This window comes from Wolbachia endosymbiont (group A) of Ischnus inquisitorius (assembly GCF_964026985.1).
In the GTDB taxonomy this organism is placed as follows: domain Bacteria; phylum Pseudomonadota; class Alphaproteobacteria; order Rickettsiales; family Anaplasmataceae; genus Wolbachia; species Wolbachia pipientis.
In genome coordinates, this window is record NZ_OZ034715.1 from 1,142,381 (window position 1) to 1,161,829 (window position 19,449).

The following is a 19,449-nucleotide window of genomic DNA, read 5'->3' on the forward strand; positions in this document are numbered from 1 at the left end:
ATGCGTTTATCCAAGTATTACTTACCAACTTTAAAGGAAAAGCCTGCTCATGCTAAAATTATCTCCCATCAATATTCTTTACGTGCAGGTTTAGTAAAACAGGTAGCATCTGGCATCTATTCTTGGTTACCACTTGGTCTCTTAGTGCTTAAAAATATTGAAAACATTATCAGAGATGAAGTGAATAAATCTGGTGCAATTGAAGTGTTGATGCCTTGTGTCCAACCAGCAAATCTTTGGCGAGAATCGGGACGTTATGATGATTACGGTAAGGAAATGTTGCGTATAAAGGATAGGCATGAGGAAGATATGCTTTTTGGTCCAACGTACGAGGAGGTAGCAACTGATTTAATTAGAGATGTGGTAAAAAGTTACAAAGATTTGCCACTTTGTTTATACCAAATTCAATGGAAGTTTCGTGATGAGGTAAGACCACGTTATGGTGTTATGAGGGGCAGGGAATTTTTGATGAAGGATGCGTACAGTTTTGATGTAGATTACGAAGGTGCACTGAATTCATATAATTTGATGTACAAAACTTACATAAAAATCTTCAAACGCATGGGACTTACCCCAATTGGAGTGAGAGCTGATACGGGGCCAATTGGAGGAAATTTGAGCCACGAGTTTCATATATTGGCAAACACTGGTGAAAGCACTTTATATTACGACAACAAATTTTCTGAACTACTAGAGAGTGAAAATATTGAAAGTTTAAAGAGTATATACGCAGTTGCAGATGATATGCATGATCCTGAGACTTGCCCTATATCACAAGAGCAGTTAAATGTTAGTAAAGGTATTGAAATAGGGCATATTTTTTATTTTGGCGACAAATACTCAAAGCCTATGAAGGCAAGTGTTACTTCTCAAGATGGAAAAAATGTCAATATACATATGGGTTCTTATGGCATTGGGGTTTCAAGGCTTGTTGGTGCAATAATAGAAGCTTTTCATGATGATAAGGGAATTATCTGGCCAGAATCGGTGGCTCCTTTCAGAATTGGTTTAATCAATTTACAAACGAAAGTAACGGAGGCTGCAGATAAAATATACAAAGCTTTGAAGAGCGATGAAGTGCTTTACGATGATACGGAAGGAAGTGTAGGAGTAAAATTTTCTAGAATGGATCTGATAGGCTTGCCGTGGCAAATAATTGTCGGAAAAAAGGCAATAGATGAAAAGATAGTTGAAGTAAAAAATAGAGCAACTGGAGAGGTAAAGGAAATGCAGATTGAAGAAGCAATAAATCACTTTAGCACAAAATGATACACGGTATCGGCACTGACATAGTATATATACCAAGAGTATTGAGAATATTACAAAAATACGGGGAAAAATTTCTCAATAGAATCTACACTGAAAAGGAAATAGAGCTAAGTAGAAAGTATAATAGTCAAGAAATGCGAGCAAGGTATTTTGCTAAACGCTTTGCAGCAAAAGAAGCTTTTGTTAAAGCACGAGGTACTGGATTTAGTCAGGGCATTACAATGAAAGATATAGAAATATACAATGATGTGAGAGGCAAGCCATATCTTACCGTTAGCAAGGATTTTATCTCCAAAATTCATCTTTCTTTAAGTGACGATGGAGATTACGCTACTGCATTTGTTGTAATTTGCGTCTATAGCTCACACAGATAAAGTTTACTCTTTTGTCATCTTATGGCTTACTGTATGAACATTCATTTTTAAAGGTAAACTGCACAGCAAATGGTCAGTGCTTGACACTGTCCTCCTTTGTCATCCCAGTGCCCAGACACTGGTTTTCTGCAATCTCATCGAAAACGTTTTTCTATGCTAGTTTGCTTGCTCACAAGCAAACTTTCCTGGATCCAAGTAGTCAGGGCACTGGGATGACATCTTTGTTGTGTTTAACAAAAACAAATGTTCGTACAGTTGTGGAATGAATCGCAGTATAGCTATAGCATACACAAACGACTAGTTTGCCAAAAAAACATAGCGGTTTTTCTATGATTTTAGTATAATTCTAGCTTTACCTAAACAAAAAGATGAATTATTTAATGGACTGTGTTTTAACGTCTCTTTCCTTACCATTTTCAATTACTGAGAATTATTTATTAATTACTGCGTTGATTCCACTTTTAAGTGCGTTAGTTATTTTTTTTACTGGTAAATGGCCCGGAGTGAACAATAGTATTACTGTCACTTCTTCTGTACTTCTGTTTACGTATACGTGTCTGTGCACTTTATATTGGGTATATGGTGATCATTCTCAATTTATTCTCATGGATTTTGGTAATAATTTGCACATTAGTTTAAAGCTAGAGTCTACCGGAGTAATATTCAGTTTATTAATATCGTTTTTATGGGTGCTGACCAGTATATATGCAATATGTTATATGCAGAATAACTATGCTGATAGCAATCACTCAAGTTTTCTATGCTTTTTTTCAATATCGATTGGCTGTGCAATGTTTATTGCTTTTTCTGGAGACTTGCTCACTACATTTGTCTTTTATGAGCTTCTAACTATTAGTACATACCCTCTGGTTACTTACAACTCAACAAATGAATCAATGATTGCAGGACGCTATTACTTTGGCGTGCTATTTTTCTCTTCTTTGGTATTATTTTTTCCTGCAATAGGCCTTTTATATCATGAATTTCATACTTTAGACTTTGTAAGCGGTGGAATATTCAAATTTGATACTTCACCCATCACTTTCATTGCAGTGTGTTTTGCTATGCTGATTTACGGAATAGGAAAAGCTGCATTAATGCCAATGCATTTTTGGTTACCAAAAGCAATGGTTGCACCAACTCCTGTGAGTGCACTACTGCACGCTGTTGCTGTTGTGAAATCCGGAGTTTTCATCATCATAAAAGTTATATTATACACTTTCGGCGTCGATAATATGCAACGTTTTGTGCAGCAAAATTGGTTTGCTGGAGGGTGGCTTCCGTACGCTGCTGGATTTACTATTATTACTGCATCATTGATTGCACTAAAGCAAAAAGAATTAAAGAAATTGCTTGCTTACTCTACCATCTCTCAATTGTCGTATATTATATTATTCGCTTCAATTTTTAGTGATCTCAGCATGAGGGTTGCAATTTTTCAATTAGTTTGCCACGCATTTGCAAAAATCACTTTGTTTTTCGTTGCCGGAGCAATAATAACGAGAGCAGGTGAGAAATATATAGATAAGATTTACGGTATAGGACGCAGTATGCCAATTAGCATGACAGCATTTGCTATAGGTGCATTGTCTATGATAGGGGTGCCGCCTGCTCCGACTTTTTGGGGTAAATTTCTCATTTTTCAAGCTGTTTTCAACTCTGGCAATGTAATACTTTCTGTGTTTGTAACTCTAGTGTTAATTGTTAGTACTATACTCAACGCTCTGTACTTTTTACCGATAATTTACAACGCCTTTTTCTTAAAACCTTCTCAGAATTACTTTATTAAGAAAACACCAATTCTTCTAGTTTTACCTCCAGTTATTACTGCTATGTGCACTTTGGTTATTTTTTTTAGCTACCAAGTAATATTTTAAAATCTGTATTTATAACCATTAACAATAAATTTAAATGGTATTATACCAGCCAGAGTTGCTTTTATATTCGACAAAGTGAAGCTAATCTCCACAGTATCCTCCTTATTTTGCTCGGTTGTAAAAACTACAGTAGCATTTCCAGCAAATGTAACTAAGTCCTTGGTCGATCGATCAATAGATAATGTTATTACATTTATGTTGGCGATTTTTCTTTTAGATAAAGACAAATTACCAGCTTCATTATTCGTTTTTTCCTGAAAGCCTTGATAGATTTTATGTATAGAATTGTTTCTTATAAAATTTTCTTGGTACTTCGGTTCAACGATCTTAATGGACTCGTATATTTCAATGTATTTACTTATTAAGTACCTCGCTGTGGAAGTGTATTCATCTTCCTTTTTACTGAAACTAAGCTTATGCATTGCAGAGAACTCATCTTCTGTGTGGTTCATATACTTCACAAAATTTAAATCTTTTTTAATAGGAAATAACAGGTATATGTTTAATGTTAATAAACATAAGCATACTAGGAGAAGCGATACTATTAATGCCATCCAAGATCTTTCTGCTACACAAAACAGATACCTATGGCAGTACCATTCGACTGCTTTACTGAAATAACTTTTGTTTTTTACTGATTCAAGCAATTTATCTTCCATAACACAATACTACCAGACCTAATCGGATCATTATAATAACAATAAGCTTAGATACTCTAAAAAAAACTTTAAAATATGTCTAAATTTTCCCAAATAGGATGAATGATTATATCACCTTGTTCTGCAATGAGGTAGAATTTATCGATTTTGCTCACATCTATATTTATCATTTTTACACTGAAATTTTCAGGATCATAAGTATTACTTTCTACACTTTTGTGATAATTATAATAAGAGGTTGTCCGGAAACTAGTAAATTCAAGCATATTCCCTCTTTAACATAACCCTACTCATAGCTAGGTATATGAAATTCTCAGTGGATGTTGTGAGTAAATCATACTCCTTCGATAGCCTTCTATTCCTATTAACCCAAGCAAAAGTCCTTTCTACAACCCATCTTCTTGGCTGTACTTTAAACCCTTGTTCTCTTGTTGGTAGTAGCTCAGGTGGCGTATCTTTGTGCACCCAAAATCTACATGGAGGCCTTTTAACAATTTCAATATCTATGTCATATTCTTCCTTTATGTGATTCTTTAAATTTCTTCCTTGGTATCCCATGTCAGCCCACATTTTTTTAACTTTAGTATATTTTGTTCTCATATTGTTTAATGCTATTTTAATACCATCTCTATCATTTTCGTTAGCAGCGCCTACGTAACAACCTAGTATAAAACCCTGAGTGTCTGTAATTATATGCCTTTTTCTACCCTTTACTTTTTTACTTCCATCATAGCCTTTGATCCCCCCTTTTCTGTAGTCTTTACAGATTGACTATCTACTATACAGGCACTCGGCTGCTCATTCCTTCCTATTTTTCTTCTACTATATTTTGTAATTTCATAATTCATTTTCTCAAAAATTCCCTGCTTCTTCCATTGCCTGAACTGCTCATACACAGTCTTCCATAGCGGAAAATCATTTGGTAAATACCGCCATTGACACCCTGTACGCAATACATAGAAAATTGCTTCTAATATTTCTTTTTTGCTATACTTTTGCGGCCTTCCTCCTTTCTTGTATGATACTCTGAAGTGTTTTTCTATTCTTGCCCATTCCCTTTCGCTTAGATCTGTTGGATACTTTTTTCTCATCTTTACCCCGTACTAAAATTTCAGATATTATAGCCTTTTACTTGTTTCCGGACAACCTCTAATGTAATTTATTTTGATCATCAAAATAACCAAATTCATCAGCAAAGGTTCCCACTTTTCTACCTTTACCACTTTTGACTAGCTCAAATAGATCAATTACATGGTTTTGGGATCCAGGCTCAATAGGCCCTTCTGCAGCAAAAAATTTAGGTGCATGACCAATGTATTCCTTAAATTTTAGATTATGAGTCTTTTTTACACTACCAAAATCCACAAATTTATATTCATCTGAAATACCAGAATATTGTGGATCATACTTTTTATATTCAAAAAACTCATTACCTAAAAAATTACAAAACGTTAATTTATAATTATCATGATAGGATTTTACGACTTTAAGGTAATGAAAATCTCCAGGAATCTTTACTTCCTCTTCCGTAATATGATTACGTACAACAAGCTCACCATTTAGCATATGATAGCCAATTTTTGGCAAAGTAGCTATATTGATTGTCTTGTTTAGCTTAAAATTTGCTTCATAAATGCCACTTAACAACTCCTTTCCTTTTTCTAGGGTTATGTCTTGATCTGAAGCTATATTCTTAATTAAGCTTAATTTTTTCTGCATGTTCAATATGGCTTTCGTCAAAACTTCTATTGATTGCCATACAGTTAATTTATTATCAGTCAAATTATATACTTCGAGTATTAAATTAACAGAATTTTATCATGAATTTATGTTAAAAGTATTATACTTTGTAAACTTATGTCATGATATTAACTACATTAGCTAAAACATGCTTTTTATCTAAGTGGAGTTGCTTTGCGGCAACGAAAAGTTCATCTATTTTTTTCCACTGACTTAGCAGAATTTCAACACCATTTACTTCTCTCTTTATGCTTTCTAAAATGAAGGCCTGAATTATATATGATGCTAGTTCTAGTTCGATTTCGCTATTAATTACTTTATTAATCATATTGGGATTCTTTAAATCATGAAGAAATTTATAAAAGCATTTGTATGCTTCATAAGCATCACTACTTATTGTATTTATTATCATTCCTGGCATTCCAGGAAATAAAGTAATCATTTCGTCAAACGTTTGATTATCAAATTTACATTGAGATGAAGCAACTTGCTTTGTTTCATCATAAGTTAATGGGAGTAAATTTAGCTGAAAGCACCTACACCGGATAGTGGTTTGTATATCATATGGCTTATGGCTAATTATAAATATCTTAGAATTTTTTGGCGGCTCTTCTAATATTTTCAATATTGCGTTTTTAGCGTTATTAGTCATTGCCTCTAAGCTATCTATTATAGCTATTTTGTGTTCTGATTGAATGGGACTTAAGTGTAGAAAGTTTTTCATTTCTCTGACTTTTTCTATTCCGATAGTATCACCTTCAACAATGTGTAAGTCCAATGCTACTTCATTATAGTTTTTTATGAGTAACCAATTAGAGAAGGATTTTGCAAGTGTTGCTTTTCCTATACCTTTTTTACCACAGATCAGCCAAGACTGAACAGATAAGTTGTTCATTATTTTTTTTTTGGCTTGGTTGTGGCCTATTACTTTTTTCATTCTTTCTCCTATAGATTTTAGTTTGAAAATGCGTTGTTTACTGTTTGTAATGAAATTGCACCTTCCCTTAAAACCTTAATCTTATCTTCGGTTAAGTCAATAATAGTAGATTCTATACCAGAAACTAGTTCGTCATCTTCAATCACTACAGATAAATGTTGCTTAATGGATTGTGGTATATCGTTTGCCTTACATACACTTTCTTTTCCTGAAATATTTGTACTAGTTGCAACTATTGGAACTTTCAGTTTGTTTAGTATTGAAATTGCAATAGGATGCTCAGGAATTCTGATACCTATACTATCTTTAAAGAATTCGTTTGGCAATATGTTGTTGTTTTTAAGTGGTAAAATATAGGTAATTGGTCCAGGAGAAAAGTGGTTTATTAAATCAATATATCTTTCCTTTACCTTTGCTATTTTTGTCAAATTGTAAATATCACTAACAAATATAGACAGTGGTTTATTTTGAGAGCGTTTCTTTATCTGATATATTTTTCCTATAGATTCATTATCTAGTGCATTACAAGCAAGAGCATACACTGTTTCTGTTGGAAAACACACTAATAAATTGTTCTGTATTGCATTTATTATTTTAGATACCATATAGCTAAAAACTTATTCATAACAACTAGATCAGTTTTGTTGCACTGTATCTTATATAGTATAGCATTTCTCATAATAGTCCGAATAGGTCATAGGAAGGCAGAATCAACAGCACGACGAAAGGATTCGAATAGAGGAATGTTTTTCCTGGCTCTGTTTTTTATAGCAAACCAATGATGCTCAATTTTGTTAAAATCTGGAGAATAAGGCGGCAGATACAAAATTTCTGCACCGACTCCTTTAGCGAGCTTGATAAGCTTATCAGACTTATGAAAAGTAGCATTATCAAGAATGACAGTTTGTCCAGGTTCTAAGATCGGTGCCAAAAATTGCTCAAACCATCCATTAAAAATATCCATATTACAGTGGCCTTCAAATGTTAATGGAGCAACTATCTTTCTTCTACTTAAGGCTGCAACCATGCTGATTCGTTGAGTTTTTTTTCCAGATTTTAGGGCATAAAATCGCTGTCCTTTCTGGCAATACCCATATGGATAGTCCTCCGTGTTATCAATCCCAGACTCATCTATATACACTAAGTTTTCTGGTTCTTTTGTTGCTATAATTTTTAAGAATTCAGCACGTTTTTCTTCGTTCCTTTCCTTGTATCCATATGTCTTTTTTTGCGCGTAAATCCAATTTTTCTGAGAGCTCGGTGGATCGTTTGGATACTAACGTTGCCCCAAAGTTTAGCCATTTCCGACAGAGTTTTTCTACCGTGTTTTTTAGCAAATTCGATAAACTTATTCCAGTCGATAATTTTCTGATTGTAACCTCCATTACCGAGTTTTTTTGACTGAAAGTCGCCTGTTTCTTTTTTTCTTTGCTGCCACTCCCACAAAGTAGTTCGTCCAATTTTAAATCTTGCTGCCACTGCTTCTCTGCTTTCCCCTTCGTCTAGTGCTTCCATTGCTTTTTTTCTTAAATCATAACTATATGCTGCCGGCATCCAACCTCCTTATCGCCATCTATCCTTAATCTTATCATATCCGGACTTCTGTGGAAAGAGCTATAACTGCTAGTTTTTGTAAACGTAATGCAACGCAGCTTACCATTTGTTATGCAGATTTGCTACAACCCAAACTCTTCATTGACTTTATCAATTATTGCCTGTGGTGGATCCTCTCCCCATCCTGAATACAAAATCTCTCCATAGTCTCCAACATCTATAGAGCCAGTTCTGCTTTTTGCTAGAAACATTCCTCTTTTCTCTTTATCAACTAATACATAATGCCACGCTGATTTTCCACGATCTTTACCACGGACTAAGTATATAAGATCTGACCTACTTCTTTTTGTTGCATCAGCAAAAGATCTTTCATTGACAGTTCTGCTTTTACTTTTTATGCCGCCACTTTCAGAAAAAGCTTCCTTGGATTCGGTTTTTTTGCCTGCTAATTCAGAAATTTTTCCTTTTTCCCCTAATGCCCGTTCTTTGGTGTTTTGAGACGAATACTTACTGGAAAAACCTTCCCCTGTACCGCCAGGAGTCCTGTTTGTGAAACGCTTAGTAAATGAATTATTGTCGTTGTTTTCTGCCATAAAAATCTCCAAACTTTAGATTGTAGAATCCAAACTTTTACTACACTTTATCATATGTTAATTAAATTAATATAAATGAAAAATAATATAGTAATTATTACAGGAATTACGGCCTCAGGTAAATCAGAATTATGCGATAACCTGAGAGAAAAATATGGAAATATTAGTATAATAAATTGTGATTCAAAGCAGGTATACAAAGAAATTCCCATAATTACTGCTCAACCACTAAAGCAAGAAGAATTTTATAAATTATATGGTTATGTTTCAGCAAAAGAAAATTATTCCGTGGGTCTATGGTTAGAGGATTTAGAAAAAGAAGTTAATCACGCATTAGAAAATGCTCAAATACCTATCATCACTGGAGGAAGCGGGCTTTACATCAGCAGTTTAATCAAAGGCTTATCATCAATGCCACAAATAAGTCAGAAAGTAAGGAAAAATGTAAGCGAATTAAGGAAAAATTTAAGTAAAGAGGAGTTTTACAAATTAGTGCTAAGCAAAGATCCAAGGATTCAAGGTAAAGTATTCATGAATGACTCGCACCGCCTTTCAAGGGCACTTGAAGTTATCACTGAAACTGGCAAGTCGATTTTCGTATGGCAGAAAAATCGACAGCCTCCTTTATTCAATAATTTTAAGATATATACAATTTTGCCTAAACGTGAGGATGTATACCAAAAAATAAATTCTCGTTTTATCAAAATGATTGAAAATGGAGCAATTGATGAAGTAAAAAAGCTACTTAACATGAACCTAGCCCCACATTTGCCAGCTATGAAAGCACACGGAGTGCCAGAAATTATAAAGTACTTGAAAGGTGAGATTACTTTAGACGAAGCGATACAGATTGCTCAAACCAATACAAGACACTACGCGAAACGTCAGTATACTTGGTTTAAAAATCAATTTCCGAGTTCTAAAGTAATTGATTGTGCAAATAAGCTTACAGAGATTGAGATATCTTAATCATTATCAAGGCTAAGTCCTACCCTTATCGTGGGTAAGTGACTCTACACTGTTCACTTTCAGTTGCTTATCCAAGTCATGCTCTATTTTCAACTTAAATCCTAGCTTCTCGCAGAATTCGTAAAAATACTCCTTAATGACATCAAATAAATTTCTGCCATCAATTTTGTAATCTCTCAATTTTCGAGGAACAGTGAGCGACAATTTACCATCTTCATATGTTACATTTTTATCACCTTGAGACTTAAGTGTGAATTCTAGCGAGCTATCCAATTTACATAATTCTTCTTCCAGTTCTGCAAAAGTGCGAACTGCAATTTTTTCTTCAATTCTGATTGCCGCATGACTTGGATCACTACAATTAATATGTGTTACATGATTAGACTGAAACAATAACCCATATGTTTCAGCTAAATGAAGGATAGGTCCTCCTTTACCATACAATGCACCCACATAAGCAGCCTGGTTACAATTAGTGATTAGTTCTTCTAGAATAGAATCATTTGGAACTTCTGCTTCAGCATATTCAAATAGCTCTGTAAAAACTTGTTTTACAAATTGGCGGTACTTATTTTTGTCATTTGAAATGAGGTTGGTATGTTTATTATATAATTCATCAACAAGCTCTTTTGTTATAACTTTGTTCTGAATAACAAGTTTCATTCTTGGAAGATCTACGTACATAGTTGCACCAGAATTCGCTTCAGCATTATCTTTACCAGCCCTCAACCTGCTAAAACCAAACTTTTCTGCTTGAGCTCTTAGTGTAACTATTGGATTTTCCTTTTCTTTTGGTGTAGAGCCGTTCATCATTAATACCTTGATATAGACTGCTAATGGTATAATAATACATAAAAATGATTAATAAGTTAATAAAATACCTACTATAAGCCCTATGATAGCAAATATAGTTAGGGGTAACTTAGGCTTACCGACGATTTTAAAAACAACAAATTCGTCATTCCGTTACGTGTTAGCGGCTGAGATACCGCGAATGAATCGCGGTATAACGTTAGAGAGCTGTGCTAGCTATAGTGCATACCTGACCATAAGGTGACAAGATTTTAAAAAGGCTCTATAACAGTTTTACACATGTATGAATCTCAATGAGCAATCAGATTTTTCTAAATAGCAGGCTGGAGAATATACCTAAATTTCATTCCGCAATATTACCTAAACTTTGTGGTGGGGACAAGGTGGTGGATCTGCTGTTTTATAAGCCACTTAGTTATGTGGATAGAAGCAAGTTACTATCTGATGCTCGAGTTGGAGAACTTACAACTTTCATGGCAAAAGTTTATGAACATCAGCCGCCTACTTTTAGAGGTAGACCATATAAAATAGTCGTTGAAAGTGAGAGTCAGTATATGTTCATAGTCTTTTTTAATTACTCAGTTAAGTATTTATATAAACTATTTCCAACTGGAGCTTCTGTAATCATCAGTGGCAAGCTCGAAAAGTTTGCTGAACATTGGCAAATTACTCATCCAGATTACGTGTCGCTTGACATCAACCAATTTAAAGAAATAGCTTGCATAGAGCCAGTTTACCAATTATGCCGTGGCATTACCAATAAGCGCATTGGGAACATAATAAGCTCTAATCTAAAGGAATTGCCTGATTTACCAGAGTGGATAGATGATACATTAATCAAGCAAAAAAAATGGTTAAGTTGGAGGGAAAGCATCATAAAGTTGCACAGACCAAGCTCATTGGTGGAAGCTGAGGTTTGTAGAAAAAGGCTTGCTTATGATGAATTGTTTGCGTATCAGCTAGCGCTGAAACTTGCAAGAAAAAATCATGTGAAAGAAAGGGGAAGAGAATTTATAATATTGAGTAAATACAAAGAGCAAGTTTTAAATGAATTGTCGTTTCAATTAACAAATGATCAAACTCGTGCAATAGATGAGATCTCAGAGAGACAAAAATCCAAGTATCGCATGATAAGCTTGCTGCAAGGTGATGTTGGTAGTGGCAAAACCGTAGTTGCACTTTTTGCGATGATAAATGTGGTAGAAAACAACATGCAGGCAGCTCTAATGGCACCGACTACTATCTTGGCGGAGCAACATTATAATTGGATTGAGGAAGTTTTATCCTGTACCGATATAAAAGTTGCGCTGCTTACTGGTAAAACTTCGCGCAAGGAAAGAAAGATTATCATGAACGAACTTGCAAGTGGTGTTTTAAATATAGTGATTGGCACTCATGCACTATTTCAAGCTAACGTTACATTTAAAAATTTAGGGCTTGCAGTCATAGACGAACAACAGCGATTTGGAGTGATGCAGAGAAATCGCTTGGTAGGAAAAGGAGAAAATGCCGATATACTTTTTGTTACTGCAACCCCAATCCCAAGAACCTTGCAGCAAGCTATGTATGGTGATGTTGAATGTTCAATTTTGAAAGAAAAACCAAAATCCAGATTGCCAATAAAAACTGTAACTATGAACATTAGTAGGGTGCCAGATGTTATTGAAAAGCTAAAAGGTGCTATAAACAGGGGCGAAAAAGCATATTGGATTTGTCCATATATAGAAGAAAACGAAGAGACCAATATTGCTGCAGCAGAGATGCGTTTTCAGGAATTACAAAAAACATTTCTTGATAAAGTCGGGATAATACACGGAAAATTGACTCAGGAGCAGAAAGATCAAGTTATGTTTTCCTTCAAAAGGAATGAATTTTCTCTGCTTGTTGCAACCACTGTGATAGAAGTTGGTATAGATGTGCCAGATGCAACCATCATGATTATAGAAAATGCAGAGCAATTTGGGTTATCACAATTGCATCAGTTAAGAGGCAGAGTAGGGCGAGGAAACAAGCCATCTTTTTGTGTATTATTATACGATAATTTAAGTAAAAGCTCATCTTCAAAGTTAAAGATCATGTGTGAGTCACAAGATGGATTTTACATTGCTGAAAGGGATATGATGCTAAGAGGCAGTGGAGATATTTTAGGCACAAAACAATCAGGATGTATGGAATTTAAATTTGCTGATTTATATCAGGACAAAGAGCTGCTCAATCTCGCGTATAATAACGCAAAAGGCGCAATGGCTGATTTTGAATTACTGCTTGATATATTTGAATATAGGAGTAGATTACATTTTTCAAAATTTCAGTAGGAAAACCAGGTAGCCCACAGAAACGAAAAAACTTCCTTGACAAACTCCGCCAGCCCCCTTATCATGAAACTGAAGCTATGTATGGTCCCAGAGAGTGATGGTATACTATCATCATCATTTAAGGAGTCATTATGGGACAGATATTACATGGGTGCGCCAAAACAACACAGACGATTCGTAGAGCAATACAAAATAGAAAAGAGAGCATAGCAAAACTCTCCAAGCATTATAACCTTAATCCAAAAACTATTATTAAGTGGAGAAAACGTTCATTTACGAAAGATGCTGATATGGGTCCAAAGCATCCAAGATCAACTGTTTTAACGCTAGAAGAGGAAGCTATAATAGTTACATTTCGCAAGTATACACTACTGCCACTAGATGATTGCCTTTACGCTCTGCAGTCTACAATTCCGCATTTGACTCGCTCTAGCTTGCATCGTTGTTTACAAAGACACAACATTAGCAGATTACCAACTGTTGATGGAGAAGTTAAGTCAAAAAAGAAATTCAAACAATATCCTATCGGTTACTTTCATATTGATATTGCTGAAGTTAGAACTGAGGAGGGCAAATTACATTTGTTTGTTGCTATTGATAGGACATCCAAATTTACCTATGTTGAGTTGTGTAACAGTGCTACAAAACCCATAGCTGCTGAGTTCTTACGTAATTTGATTAGAATTTTACCGTATAAAATCCATACTATTTTGACAGATAACGGTATACAATTTACAAACCAGAAGCGTCATAAGTATGCTTTCCAACATATATTTGATAGAGTTTGCGAAGAGAATGTTATTGAACATCGTTTGACAAAAGTTAGCCATCCTTGGACGAATGGGCAAGTCGAGCGTATGAATAAAACTTTAAAGGATGCTACAGTTAAGAAGTATTACTATCAATCGCACCAGCAACTTAAAGAACACCTTTATAACTTTGTTATGGCTTATAATTATGCAAAGAGACTCAAAACTCTTAAGGGTCTTACTCCTTATGAATTTATATGTTATCAGTGGACACAGTCTCCAGAATTATTTATACTAAATCCACACCATCACACTCTGGGACCATACAATTGCGTACAGGGTGTCAATGGCGGTATTTACCAAATGATTTTCCGCTATGGAAGACTGTGTATGAGCAGTTCAGGCAATGGAAGAAGCAGGGAATTTTTGAGAAAATGAATTATGAAATTACAAAATATAGTAGAAGAAAAATAGGAAGGAATGAGCAGCCGAGTGCCTGTATAGTAGATAGTCAATCTGTAAAGACTACAGAAAAGGGGGGATCAAAGGCTATGATGGAAGTAAAAAAGTAAAGGGTAGAAAAAGGCATATAATTACAGACACTCAGGGTTTTATACTAGGTTGTTACGTAGGCGCTGCTAACGAAAATGATAGAGATGGTATTAAAATAGCATTAAACAATATGAGAACAAAATATACTAAAGTTAAAAAAATGTGGGCTGACATGGGATACCAAGGAAGAAATTTAAAGAATCACATAAAGGAAGAATATGACATAGATATTGAAATTGTTAAAAGGCCTCCATGTAGATTTTGGGTGCACAAAGATACGCCACCTGAGCTACTACCAACAAGAGAACAAGGGTTTAAAGTACAGCCAAGAAGATGGGTTGTAGAAAGGACTTTTGCTTGGGTTAATAGGAATAGAAGGCTATCGAAGGAGTATGATTTACTCACAACATCCACTGAGAATTTCATATACCTAGCTATGAGTAGGGTTATGTTAAAGAGGGAATATGCTTGAATTTACTAGTTTCCCGACAACCTCTTAATGAGGTTTACTCCTTTTACCGAAAAAAATATAATTCAATCTCCTATCTATAGTTGCCTCTATATCTTTGATTAATAACTGCTTTATCATGTTTACTTTTCGCTTTGCATCTTGAGCTTGACGCTCATTGTTACCACTGTTATTGCTGTAATTATTCTTATCACTATAACTACTGCCACTTGGTTTGCTACTGTTACTGAACTCACTACCCTTTTTTCTTCTTGTGTTGAGTATCTGTATTATCTTTTCCTTTAAAAAGGACTTCCAGCCTGTGCCAAGTAATAATTTATAGAGAAAATGCGGAGTAAGAAACGCCACTAATATTCGAATAGAAATTCCGTAACCGAGATCTTCCCTATTTTCATAATACCACTTGCAATATTGAAACAAACGGTAAAACGCATTTTTGAAAGAGCAAAATTCTACAGCATACCAAAAACCATTGCTGAGAAACATGAGCACAATGCTGAATGTGTAAAGATACATTGTGAAGAGAAACAGTTTCACAATTATATCTTTTAGACTACCTAATATATAATTCAATAATCTTAATTTATAGAAAAGTGATATCATTTCACACCCACTTCAATATGGCTGGGGTGGAAGGATTCGAACCTTCGCGTGGCGGTATCAAAAACCGCTGCCTTACCACTTGGCTACACCCCAATACTACTTACATCAATAACACTATTAGCCCAATTAGTAAAAGATTTATTTGCTTTTTCTATGGGCATCACAGCAATAGCTGGCTGATCATAAGAATGCATTGCTTCGATTTTTTCTACAATTTTATCAACTTGATCATTCCTGCTCTTCATAATTGCCACTACTTCACAACTATTACTAATTTTACCTTCCCATAAATACAGAGAATTCACTTCGGGAAATATATTTACACATACAATTAATTTCTCGTTTAACAATTCTTCAGAAACAGTTTTAGCCTCCTCAAAATTTGAAAAAGTTGTATAAACCAAAACTATAGCTCTTTTTACAATAATCCGAACAGACCGTAATATGCTACTGGCCTGCTATAGCCATAAACACATATCTTATCGCATTCGGACTATTATAAGAAAGGCTATAAATTATTCATTAGTAGCTACATAAATGCATTGCTACTATACTCTACCGAGATTTATTCATCAAGAGAAAATAACGCCAGCGCGTACTGTATAAACATTTGTTTGCAAAGGTAGTATGTTAAGTGTTATAGCTAGTTTGCCTCAAACGTAAAGGTGTCATCCCAGTGCCCCTGTGATGTCATTCCAGTGCTTGACACTGGAATCCAGTTTTCCATATAATCTCATCGAAAACGTTGTAACCACTTCCTATGCTAGTTTGCTTGTAAACAAGCAAACTTTCCTGGATCCCAGTGTCAGCTACTCGGATGACACCTTTCCTAGCAGAGAAATCACAATGTTCATACGGTTGTACGCATACCGCTGGGATCTAGGATTTTTCTATAGTTTAAAAACAAAAAAAGGACGTTACTCATTGAGTAACATCCTTTTGGAGAAGGTAGAAGTTTTACTTATTACACTGTTCCTGGAGTTGCTGTAGCTCTTGAGTTGACAGGTTCTGCACTAGGTTGATCTAGAGATGCGCGTCGTTTTGCCAACTTTTCTTCGAGTTCTCTGTCAAATTCTTCTTTTAAAGGAAGAACTTGTTTTCTTGTTAGCGTAGAAGAACCAGAACCCATTCCACTATCAGTAGAATTACTGTGAGTGAGAGTTCTGTTACTCAAACTATCCAGGTTTTGCTCCACAATAGGATCACTGAGAACATCTTCACTGAAAGAACTTTGTCCATTTAAGTTAGTCAATGAGGCGCTTCTAGGTAGTTCTGGTGGAGCAACTGGAGTAAGCTTAGGAGTTAAGCTACTAGATGAATTGCTTCTACGGACTGTTGCAAAGTTCTGAGAATCTGAATCAGAGACAGTAGCAGTACTTTCAGTTCCTATAGAATTTAGTGAATTGCTTTTTGACAAGCTGTTAGATTGTTCAGAGCCTTTTCTTCCCAGTGAAGAGAATGATGATGACACAGACCTAGTTAAACTTTTGACAGAAGGCCTGTTAGCTTTTTTCTCTGCTCTGTCAAACATATTGCTTACGCTTGAGTACAAATGATTTTCTCTACATTCTTTAATAACCTTCTTAATTTCATCGTAATGTTCAGAGAAAACACTGTCGATGAAATAACTACCTTTAGGTAATGACCTTTGTGTTAAAAAGTTATGCAAGCTTTTTTCATTTAAATTATTAATGAATTCTTTCTGTACTTGCCATCCAGAAGTATGTTCAATCTCCCCTGATTTTGCCTTCTCTGCCATTTTTAAATCAATTTCTGACGATATTCCAGAAAGTACATTTTTCACTAACCCAGAATTATTTCCTTTATCAGCAAAAATTGCTTTCATATCATTTCTTATTTCGTCAGATTTCTTAATTGCATCTGGAGTAAACCTTTTTACCTTATCTAAATAGTCCGTCTCACCAGATGCCTTATGGAACTTATTTGCCACTCCTTCGCCTACAAAACTAGCGCCTTTTTTCAGTGAATCTACTGAATGTTCATAACCTTCTTTCACCTTATCTTTAACATGCACAGCACCATCTCTAACTTTTCCGGCAGCGTATGTTGATGCGTCCTTAACTTTCCCAGCAGTATATTTCGCCCCATCAACTGTTTTTTCTGCTGACCACTTGAGCCCTTTATATCCAGATTGAACTGTTTTTACAGCGACTTTTACAGCGAAATATAAAGCAAGACCAACTATAGCACCTGGTATAGAAAGTGTTGCACCAACTGCCAAAAGTGGTAGTACTGCCGTAAATAATCCACTTGCTGCACTTACTACAAGAATCTTATCTCCTTGTTTCATCTTAGAGAATTTTGTATCCCCTTTTAACAGGTCAGTAATTCTTTCTTTTAGCTTCTTGGGATCATTAGCAATATCTGAATTTGGTAGATTTTGCATCGTTTTATTCAAATCAAAACTATCTTCTGGTTGGTTTTGTTGAGTTCCAACAGAATTTGAATTTTTTTCATTATGTAACATTTTAAACCTCACTATTAATTAAATATATTATAATTGTATTCCTTGATTCTTAAGTTAGTGTTAAATTGATTGCCAGTATTTATTTGTCTTCAAATAATTTCGCTTGACGTGTTTTGTGGTAACATAGAAAATTAGGTCAAGAAGCTGCAGCATTTATGAAGTATAGAAAAAGAATACTCATCTTTTTGGCTGTTATAACTTTAATAATAATAGCTTTACTATTTAGGTATAATTCCCATTTTCACAAAGACGTAGTGCACTTAAAGAGTGACAACAAAGAATTCAAAAAAAAGCCAGAAAATTCCATAGAGTCGACCATATTACATAGAGAAAAGGAAGTGTACGATCATGTTTTCCATCCTGATGATTAATTTGTAAATAAAATAGCAATTTATGTTTGCATTTTCTTATTAAAGAAGTAATATTAGCGTATTAATTATAGAATCAATCATTATGTTTGATGATAATAATCCTTGGAATCTGGGAAAGAAACCGGTAGGGAATAAAACTCCTAATAATGAAGATATTTTAAGTAAAGCTGTATCTGATATAAGGTTCTTTCTTAATGGATTAACCAGAAACAGGGGCAAAAAACCTTATTTCATCATTTTCATTATTTTGCTGTTCTATGCTTGCACTGGCTTTTATATTGTCCATCCTAGTGAAGAAAGTATAGAACTTACCTTTGGTAAATATTCTAATACAGAAACACCTGGTTTGCGTTATCACTTCCCCTACCCTATTGGCAAGGTTTTTAAAGTGAACGTTAAGGAAGTAAATCGTGAAGAAATTGGGGTAAGTAGTTCTTATGGGCGAGATACAGATCGCGGTGAAGGCGTGATGCTAACTGGAGATGAAAATATAGTCAACGTTAACTTCGAGGTTCAATGGCGCGTTAGAGATGCTAAGGACTATTTATTCAAAGTGCGGGATTACAAACCCGGTTTCAGTGTTAAAAATGCTGCTGAAAGTGCCATGAGAGAAATAATAGGTAAAAATACGATCTCTTTTGCACTTGGTCAAGGCAGACCAGAAATTTCTAGAGATACTAGAATTCTATTGCAGCAGATTCTTGATGGATACCAAATGGGTATAGAGATTTTATCTGTTCAAATGAAAAAAATTGATCCACCAGAAAAAGTAATCAGTTCGTTTAGAGATGTACAAAGTGCTCGTGCAGACAAAGAGCGTACTATAAACGAAGCATATGCTTATAATAATGATATTATACCTCGAGCAAAGGGTGAAGCGATAAAGATAAAATTAGATGCACAAGCATATGAAAATGAAATAATAAATGAAGCAAAAGGTAATGCAAATCGCTTTTTATCTCTTTATGAGGAATATAGACAGAATCCTTCTCTCGTTAAGAATCGTATTTATCTTGAAACTATGGAAAATATTTTCAGTAAGGTAGACAAAGTTGTTGTAACTGATGATCTGAAAGGTATGTTTTCTTATTTACCTCTTACAAATTTAGGAAAATAA

At 34.8% G+C, this 19,449-nt stretch carries 18 protein-coding genes, 1 tRNA gene and 3 pseudogenes; 9 read left to right on the top strand and 13 right to left on the bottom strand.

The genetic code is table 11. From position 1 onward, the window contains the following. The 4 genes from proS to AAGD90_RS05975 all read left to right on the top strand — a co-directional run bounded on the left by proS (nucleotide 1) and on the right by AAGD90_RS05975 (nucleotide 3,520). Nucleotides 1-1,269 carry a proline--tRNA ligase gene (gene proS / locus AAGD90_RS05960; RefSeq protein ID WP_341821820.1) on the top strand — a complete coding sequence of 423 codons (1,269 nt, stop codon included), beginning with the start codon at nucleotides 1-3 and terminating at the stop codon, nucleotides 1,267-1,269. Continuing rightward, the gene (locus tag AAGD90_RS05965) at nucleotides 1,266-1,643 is read left to right on the top strand and encodes a holo-[acyl-carrier-protein] synthase (protein ID WP_341820479.1); all 378 of its coding nucleotides are present in this window, start codon (nucleotides 1,266-1,268) and stop codon (nucleotides 1,641-1,643) included. Before proS ends, AAGD90_RS05965 begins: the two co-directional genes overlap by 4 nt. Before the next feature lie 80 nt (nucleotides 1,644-1,723). Then, on the top strand, nucleotides 1,724-1,909 hold the full coding sequence (locus AAGD90_RS05970; protein WP_187470113.1) for a hypothetical protein: 186 nt from the start codon (nucleotides 1,724-1,726) through the stop codon (nucleotides 1,907-1,909). A 114-nt stretch (nucleotides 1,910-2,023) separates the two neighbouring features. Beyond that, nucleotides 2,024-3,520, top strand: a complete 1,497-nt coding sequence (locus AAGD90_RS05975) for a proton-conducting transporter membrane subunit (RefSeq protein ID WP_341822192.1) — start codon at nucleotides 2,024-2,026, stop codon at nucleotides 3,518-3,520. Here AAGD90_RS05975 and AAGD90_RS05980 read toward each other — a convergent pair. The 8 genes and pseudogenes from AAGD90_RS05980 to AAGD90_RS06015 all read right to left on the bottom strand — a co-directional run bounded on the left by AAGD90_RS05980 (nucleotide 3,517) and on the right by AAGD90_RS06015 (nucleotide 9,003). Further along, on the bottom strand, nucleotides 3,517-4,179 hold the full coding sequence (locus AAGD90_RS05980; protein WP_010082435.1) for a hypothetical protein: 663 nt from the start codon (nucleotides 4,177-4,179) through the stop codon (nucleotides 3,517-3,519). The two genes, AAGD90_RS05975 and AAGD90_RS05980, sit on opposite strands and share 4 nt — an antisense overlap. A gap of 68 nt (nucleotides 4,180-4,247) precedes the next feature. Continuing rightward, a complete protein-coding gene (locus AAGD90_RS05985) occupies nucleotides 4,248-4,445 on the bottom strand; it encodes a hypothetical protein (protein WP_138264771.1) in 198 nt (65 codons plus the stop codon). After that, a protein-coding gene (locus AAGD90_RS05990; RefSeq protein ID WP_341821644.1) for an IS5-like element ISWpi1 family transposase occupies nucleotides 4,438-5,270 on the bottom strand; the annotation gives its coding sequence in 2 pieces (ribosomal slippage) (nucleotides 4,438-4,901 and nucleotides 4,901-5,270; 834 coding nt in all). The genes AAGD90_RS05985 and AAGD90_RS05990 overlap by 8 nt, the downstream gene beginning before the upstream one ends. Before the next feature lie 61 nt (nucleotides 5,271-5,331). Continuing rightward, a pseudogene (locus tag AAGD90_RS05995) lies at nucleotides 5,332-5,961 on the bottom strand (hypothetical protein); the annotation flags it as partial. 73 nt (nucleotides 5,962-6,034) lie between these two features. Then, entirely contained in the window at nucleotides 6,035-6,856 is an 822-nt protein-coding gene (locus tag AAGD90_RS06000; protein ID WP_038199127.1) for an AAA family ATPase, read from the bottom strand. A gap of 17 nt (nucleotides 6,857-6,873) precedes the next feature. Continuing rightward, complete coding sequence (locus AAGD90_RS06005; protein ID WP_006280292.1) at nucleotides 6,874-7,461, bottom strand: L-threonylcarbamoyladenylate synthase; 588 nt, start codon at nucleotides 7,459-7,461, stop codon at nucleotides 6,874-6,876. Between the two features lie 89 nt (nucleotides 7,462-7,550). After that, nucleotides 7,551-8,410, bottom strand: a protein-coding gene (locus tag AAGD90_RS06010; RefSeq protein ID WP_156518142.1) for an IS630 family transposase whose coding sequence is annotated in 2 segments (ribosomal slippage) — nucleotides 7,551-8,086 and nucleotides 8,086-8,410 — 861 coding nt in all. Because the reading frame shifts where the segments join, the coding sequence is not laid out codon by codon here. 122 nt (nucleotides 8,411-8,532) lie between these two features. Continuing rightward, the gene (locus AAGD90_RS06015) at nucleotides 8,533-9,003 is read right to left on the bottom strand and encodes a hypothetical protein (protein ID WP_341821822.1); all 471 of its coding nucleotides are present in this window, start codon (nucleotides 9,001-9,003) and stop codon (nucleotides 8,533-8,535) included. A 75-nt stretch (nucleotides 9,004-9,078) separates the two neighbouring features. Between AAGD90_RS06015 and miaA the strand changes: the two genes are divergently transcribed. After that, complete coding sequence (gene miaA / locus AAGD90_RS06020; RefSeq protein ID WP_264329657.1) at nucleotides 9,079-9,972, top strand: tRNA (adenosine(37)-N6)-dimethylallyltransferase MiaA; 894 nt, start codon at nucleotides 9,079-9,081, stop codon at nucleotides 9,970-9,972. Between the two features lie 12 nt (nucleotides 9,973-9,984). On the opposite strand, the gene AAGD90_RS06025 is transcribed toward miaA, so the two are convergent. Further along, a complete protein-coding gene (locus AAGD90_RS06025; protein WP_341822193.1) occupies nucleotides 9,985-10,782 on the bottom strand; it encodes a hypothetical protein in 798 nt (265 codons plus the stop codon). 296 nt (nucleotides 10,783-11,078) lie between these two features. On the opposite strand from AAGD90_RS06025, the gene recG reads away from it, so the two are divergent. The 3 genes and pseudogenes from recG to AAGD90_RS06040 form a co-directional block, all read left to right on the top strand. Continuing rightward, a complete protein-coding gene (recG, locus tag AAGD90_RS06030) occupies nucleotides 11,079-13,100 on the top strand; it encodes an ATP-dependent DNA helicase RecG (protein ID WP_341821823.1) in 2,022 nt (673 codons plus the stop codon). Nucleotides 13,101-13,231: 131 nt separating this feature from the next. After that, nucleotides 13,232-14,176: pseudogene (locus AAGD90_RS06035) on the top strand (IS481 family transposase); the annotation flags it as partial. Nucleotides 14,177-14,178: 2 nt separating this feature from the next. Then, nucleotides 14,179-14,873, top strand: a pseudogene (locus tag AAGD90_RS06040) (IS5-like element ISWpi1 family transposase); the annotation flags it as partial. 24 nt (nucleotides 14,874-14,897) lie between these two features. Here the strand turns inward: AAGD90_RS06040 and AAGD90_RS06045 are convergent. The 4 genes from AAGD90_RS06045 to walE1 all read right to left on the bottom strand — a co-directional run bounded on the left by AAGD90_RS06045 (nucleotide 14,898) and on the right by walE1 (nucleotide 17,961). Further along, the gene (locus AAGD90_RS06045; RefSeq protein ID WP_022626355.1) at nucleotides 14,898-15,356 is read right to left on the bottom strand and encodes a hypothetical protein; all 459 of its coding nucleotides are present in this window, start codon (nucleotides 15,354-15,356) and stop codon (nucleotides 14,898-14,900) included. Nucleotides 15,357-15,491: 135 nt separating this feature from the next. After that, nucleotides 15,492-15,566 (bottom strand) — tRNA-Gln (locus AAGD90_RS06050). Then, complete coding sequence (cutA, locus tag AAGD90_RS06055) at nucleotides 15,557-15,883, bottom strand: divalent-cation tolerance protein CutA (protein ID WP_341822194.1); 327 nt, start codon at nucleotides 15,881-15,883, stop codon at nucleotides 15,557-15,559. Before cutA ends, AAGD90_RS06050 begins: the two co-directional genes overlap by 10 nt. Nucleotides 15,884-16,437: 554 nt before the next feature. Then, nucleotides 16,438-17,961, bottom strand: a complete 1,524-nt coding sequence (gene walE1, locus AAGD90_RS06060; protein WP_341821825.1) for an actin bundler — start codon at nucleotides 17,959-17,961, stop codon at nucleotides 16,438-16,440. A 453-nt stretch (nucleotides 17,962-18,414) separates the two neighbouring features. Here walE1 and hflK point away from each other — a divergent pair, with 453 nt between their 5' ends. Then, nucleotides 18,415-19,449 carry an FtsH protease activity modulator HflK gene (gene hflK / locus AAGD90_RS06065; protein ID WP_010962866.1) on the top strand — a complete coding sequence of 345 codons (1,035 nt, stop codon included), beginning with the start codon at nucleotides 18,415-18,417 and terminating at the stop codon, nucleotides 19,447-19,449.

Bases quoted from the DNA above. Each gene is read 5' to 3' on its own strand.
- AAGD90_RS06015 (WP_341821822.1), bottom strand. From the start codon at position 9,003: ATGGCAGAAAACAACGACAATAATTCATTTACTAAGCGTTTCACAAAC.
- AAGD90_RS06045 (WP_022626355.1), bottom strand. From the start codon at position 15,356: ATGTTTCTCAGCAATGGTTTTTGGTATGCTGTAGAATTTTGCTCTTTC.
- AAGD90_RS05975 (WP_341822192.1), top strand. From the start codon at position 2,024: ATGGACTGTGTTTTAACGTCTCTTTCCTTACCATTTTCAATTACTGAG.
- AAGD90_RS06000 (WP_038199127.1), bottom strand. From the start codon at position 6,856: ATGAAAAAAGTAATAGGCCACAACCAAGCCAAAAAAAAAATAATGAAC.
- AAGD90_RS05980 (WP_010082435.1), bottom strand. From the start codon at position 4,179: ATGGAAGATAAATTGCTTGAATCAGTAAAAAACAAAAGTTATTTCAGT.
- recG (WP_341821823.1), top strand. From the start codon at position 11,079: ATGAGCAATCAGATTTTTCTAAATAGCAGGCTGGAGAATATACCTAAA.
- proS (WP_341821820.1), top strand. From the start codon at position 1: ATGCGTTTATCCAAGTATTACTTACCAACTTTAAAGGAAAAGCCTGCT.
- AAGD90_RS06005 (WP_006280292.1), bottom strand. From the start codon at position 7,461: ATGGTATCTAAAATAATAAATGCAATACAGAACAATTTATTAGTGTGT.
- AAGD90_RS05965 (WP_341820479.1), top strand. From the start codon at position 1,266: ATGATACACGGTATCGGCACTGACATAGTATATATACCAAGAGTATTG.
- walE1 (WP_341821825.1), bottom strand. From the start codon at position 17,961: ATGTTACATAATGAAAAAAATTCAAATTCTGTTGGAACTCAACAAAAC.
- AAGD90_RS05985 (WP_138264771.1), bottom strand. From the start codon at position 4,445: ATGCTTGAATTTACTAGTTTCCGGACAACCTCTTATTATAATTATCAC.
- AAGD90_RS06025 (WP_341822193.1), bottom strand. From the start codon at position 10,782: ATGAACGGCTCTACACCAAAAGAAAAGGAAAATCCAATAGTTACACTA.
- miaA (WP_264329657.1), top strand. From the start codon at position 9,079: ATGAAAAATAATATAGTAATTATTACAGGAATTACGGCCTCAGGTAAA.
- hflK (WP_010962866.1), top strand. From the start codon at position 18,415: ATGTTTGATGATAATAATCCTTGGAATCTGGGAAAGAAACCGGTAGGG.